Source organism: Stieleria sedimenti, assembly GCF_025060895.1.
Classification (GTDB): domain Bacteria; phylum Planctomycetota; class Planctomycetia; order Pirellulales; family Pirellulaceae; genus Stieleria; species Stieleria sedimenti.
In genome coordinates, this window is sequence record NZ_JANZKV010000191.1 from 9,393 (window position 1) to 13,318 (window position 3,926).

The 3,926-nt window shown below is 59.3% G+C and carries 2 protein-coding genes; both read left to right on the forward strand.

Annotated features, from left to right (window positions below; translation table 11 throughout):
• The first annotated feature begins 279 nt into the window (after window positions 1-279).
• Window positions 280-999 (forward strand): beta-xylosidase family glycoside hydrolase, encoded by a 720-nt coding sequence (locus tag NZK35_RS23925; protein WP_259635047.1) that lies wholly within the window; start codon window positions 280-282, stop codon window positions 997-999.
• A gap of 336 nt (window positions 1,000-1,335) precedes the next feature.
• Window positions 1,336-3,885, forward strand: coding sequence for an alpha/beta hydrolase-fold protein (locus NZK35_RS23930; RefSeq protein WP_407699820.1), 2,550 nt, complete (start codon window positions 1,336-1,338; stop codon window positions 3,883-3,885).
• Window positions 3,886-3,926 lie beyond the last annotated feature (41 nt).

Here is a 3,926-nt window from a genome sequence, read left to right on the forward strand (position 1 = left end):
GTATTGGGCTAAAGCCTGCAAACCAACGCTTATACCCGTGCCATTGAGTCGGGTCTTGGGGTGCGCTAGTGCGACCCCAAGCTCTGATGTGGCGCGGCGCGGGACGTCGATTGTATAAGTGGCGGAGTTGATCGTCGCGGAAGTCGATAAGACGTTTGCAGCGCAGGCCCTGAAAACATGATCACCTACGAACCGACGGTGCAAGCTGATGGTAAACTCTACCTCAATGTGCCCAAGTTTTCGGTCATCGCAATGAAATGCAAGTAGACATCAAGCAACATGAAACCCTATCTCTTGGAACAACTCTGTCTGATCGTGATTTTGGTGAATGCGTCGCCGCCGGTTGTCGTCGGCCAAGATGGCGAAGGCGCCCAACGCCAGGCTGCGGAAGATCGGGCCGAAGCTGAACCGATCGTCGATACCTTTCAGGGTTCGATGCGAAATCAGTGGCGATGGCTGCGGGAAAACAAAGACGGATGGAAGCTGACCGATTCGGGCCTGCAGGTTCTGGTCGAACCGGGCAACATGTGGGGCAAGGCCAACGACGCGAAAAACGTGCTGATTCATCCGGTGCCTCGGGCCTGGCAGACTTCCGTCGACGTCCGCGTGCAATTGGAGCAACATCCGAAGAAACGCTGGGAACAAACGAACCTGGTCTGGTACTACAGCGATTCGACGATGGTCAAGATCGGGTTGGAGATCGAACACGGCATCACCAACATCGTGATGGGACGCGAAGAAAAGGATCGAACGCGCACCATCGCAATCGTTCCCTATCCCGGCGAAACCGTCCAACTGCGATTCGTCGTCGACGGATCGGAGCTGAGCGGTTTTTATCGCAGACCCGGTGAACAAGAATGGGTTGCCGTCGGCACAGCGGCCCTGCCGGAAGACGCCTCCACACCGCCGCAAGTCAGCCTTCAGTTCTATCAAGGCGAAGCGGACTCGGGTCGCTGGGCCACCGCCAGCCATTTCGAAATGAGGCCCTTCGAGCGGTGACGGGTGAGCGATCGGCTGGGGCGCGGAGAGAGGGTCAAAAAATTGATTGGTCAAAAAATGGAGTCAGCTAGTGGGACAAGGTTGCGCAATGCCTCCCGCATTCAGCTCCCATCTGTTGACCAACTCATCTGTTGACCAACTCATCTGTTGACCAACCCATCTGTTGACCAACCCATTTTTTGACCCCATGCCTTCCACCTCCCCCCAGCGGCACTTGCTTACCGGTCTGCGGCAAACGATGATGTGCAGCCTCCCGCACGTCCTCCCCGCATTTCGCCGCCCTCCTGAAACACCATGAAACCCACAGCCTTACTCGCCTTGGTCGTCTTGCTGGCGATGACCACCGTGTCTGCCGCGAACGACGCTCCATCCAACGCGTCCGATCGTCAGGTCCAGCCGGACGTTCCCCAAGGGAAACTCACCGAAGGCGTGTTCGCCGACAGTCGCGTGTTCCCTGGTACGACGCGGCAGTACAGCGTCTACGTTCCGGCGCAGTACAACGAAAACGAGCCGGCAAACTTGATGGTGTTCATGGACGGCAAGAACTACGCCAAACCGGACGGCGCCTTTCGCGTCCCCACGGTCTTTGACAACCTGATCCATCAAAACGCGATGCCGGTCACGATCGCCGTCTTCGTGAACCCCGGCACGATTCCGGCGACCAAGCCCGGCGCGAAAGACCGCAGCAATCGTTCATTCGAATACGATTCACTCGGAGACCGCTATGCAACGTTCCTCGTCGATGAGTTTCTGCCCGTTGCGTTGAAAGGACTTCACGTTTCAGACGACGCCAAACGCCGCGCAGTGTGCGGGATCTCGTCAGGCGGCATCTGCGCGTTCACCGTCGCCTGGGAAAAACCGGATCAGTTCGGCAAGGTACTCAGCCACATCGGCAGCTTCACCAACATCCGCGGCGGTTGGGCTTATCCCGGATTGATTCGCAAAACGAAGGATGCTCCCAAACCGATCAAGGTTTACCTGCAAGAAGGCACGGATGACTTGAACAATCTGCACGGAAACTGGCCACTGGGAAATCGGGACATGGCGGCCGCGCTGCAGTACGCCGGCTATCACTACAAGCTGGTGATGACCGAAGGCGGACACAGTGGAAAGTGGGGCGGCGAAGTCTTACCGGCCGCACTGCGTTGGCTGTGGTCGGATGACTCCGAGTCGACCGTGATCCCATCGACGGAAACCAAACCCCAGTGGCAACCGCATCCCGATGCCATTGCCGACGACTCGGTTCCCAAGGGGACCGTCGCGCAGATGGAGCCCTGGGAGTCGGAGATCTTTGCAGGCACGATCCGTGATTGGGCGATCTATGTGCCGGCACAATACCAAGCGGACACGCCGGCCGCGTTGATGGTGTTTCAGGACGGCGAACGGATGCGTGAGATCGAGGGACGCTGGCGGATCCCGATCGTCTTTGACAACTTGATCGCACGCGGCGCGATGCCTCCGACCATCGCCGTGTTCATCAATCCGGGACATCACAAATCAAAACCTCGCCAAGGCAAAAAGCCTTCCAACCGCAGCTTCGAATACGACAGCCTGGGTGATCGCTACACGCGATTCTTGCTGGAGGAAATCCTTCCCGCGGTCGAGCAACGCTACAACCTTTCGTCCGATCCCGCGATGCGGGCGATCGGCGGATCCAGCTCCGGCGCGATCTGTGCGTTCACGGCCGCCTGGCAGCGCCCCGATCAGTTCGGAAAAGTCTATTCGAATGTCGGCAGTTTCACCAACCTTCGCGGCGGCGACGTCTATCCGGCACTGGTTCGTAAAACGGAACCGAAACCGATCCGAGTGTACATGTCCGACACCAGCGGTGATGTCGACAACGCGTTCGGAAGCTGGCCTTGGGCGAATCAGCGAATGGCATCGGCGCTGAAGTACATGGGTTACGACACCCGTTTCGATTGGGCCGAAGGCTACGCGCACAATGCCGATTTCGGCAGCGCGCGTTTTCCCGAAGCAATGAAATGGCTGTGGCGAAACGAGACACACCAGCCCGTGCTGGACACCAGCGGTGACCTGCGTGGGGACTTGACGCTATTGAACCTGTTGATTCCCGGCCAATCATGGAAAGTCGTCGCGTCGGACCTGGGGTTCGCCGATGCCCCGTGCAGTGACGCCGATGGCAATTTTTTCTACAGCGACATGAAGGCGCCGGCGGTGTATCGTGTCAGTGCCGATGACGGCAAGCAAACCGTGATCGCCAAGGAGTCGATCAGCGGGTTGATGTTCGGTCCCGAAGGACTGCTGTATGGATGTCAGGGCGCGATGGATCGAGTGATTTCGATCGACCCGAAATCCGGCCAGGTCAGCGTGGTCGCGAGCGGTGTCAAGCCGAACGACTTGGCCGTCAGCGCGGATGGATTTGCCTTCATCACCGAGACACGGGCCAAACAGGTCACGCGGATCAACTTGAAGACCGGCGAGACGACCGCGGTCGACAGCGGCATCACGCGGCCGAACGGAATCGCGTTGTCCAACGACGGGGGCACGCTGGCGGTTTCCGATTCCGGCGGCGAGAGCACCTGGACGCTCCGGGTCAACCCCGACGGCAGCCTGGACGCCAAAATGCCGACCATGCCGATGCGGCTTGCGATCGACGCCAAGGGCGAATTCAAGTTCAACGAAGCCCCACCGTACCTGACCGCGTCGCGGGGCGATGGCATGGCGGTCGACAAAGCCGGGCGTTATTACGTGACCAGCTCGGTCGGTGTGCAAATCTTCGATCCGACCGGACGCCCCTGCGGCGTGCTGCCGACGCCCGATCCGACGAAACCGCTGACCAGTTGCACACTGGCCGGGGCGAATCACGACACCCTGTACGTGACTAACGGCTCGACGGTCTACTGTCGCAAGTTGAGCGTGCAGTAGCGCTGCGAAACACCTCGGATCACCCGCTGGTGTGCAGGCTT

Bases quoted from the DNA above. Each gene is read 5' to 3' on its own strand.
- NZK35_RS23925 (WP_259635047.1), top strand. From the start codon at position 280: ATGAAACCCTATCTCTTGGAACAACTCTGTCTGATCGTGATTTTGGTG.
- NZK35_RS23930 (WP_407699820.1), top strand. From the start codon at position 1,336: ATGACCACCGTGTCTGCCGCGAACGACGCTCCATCCAACGCGTCCGAT.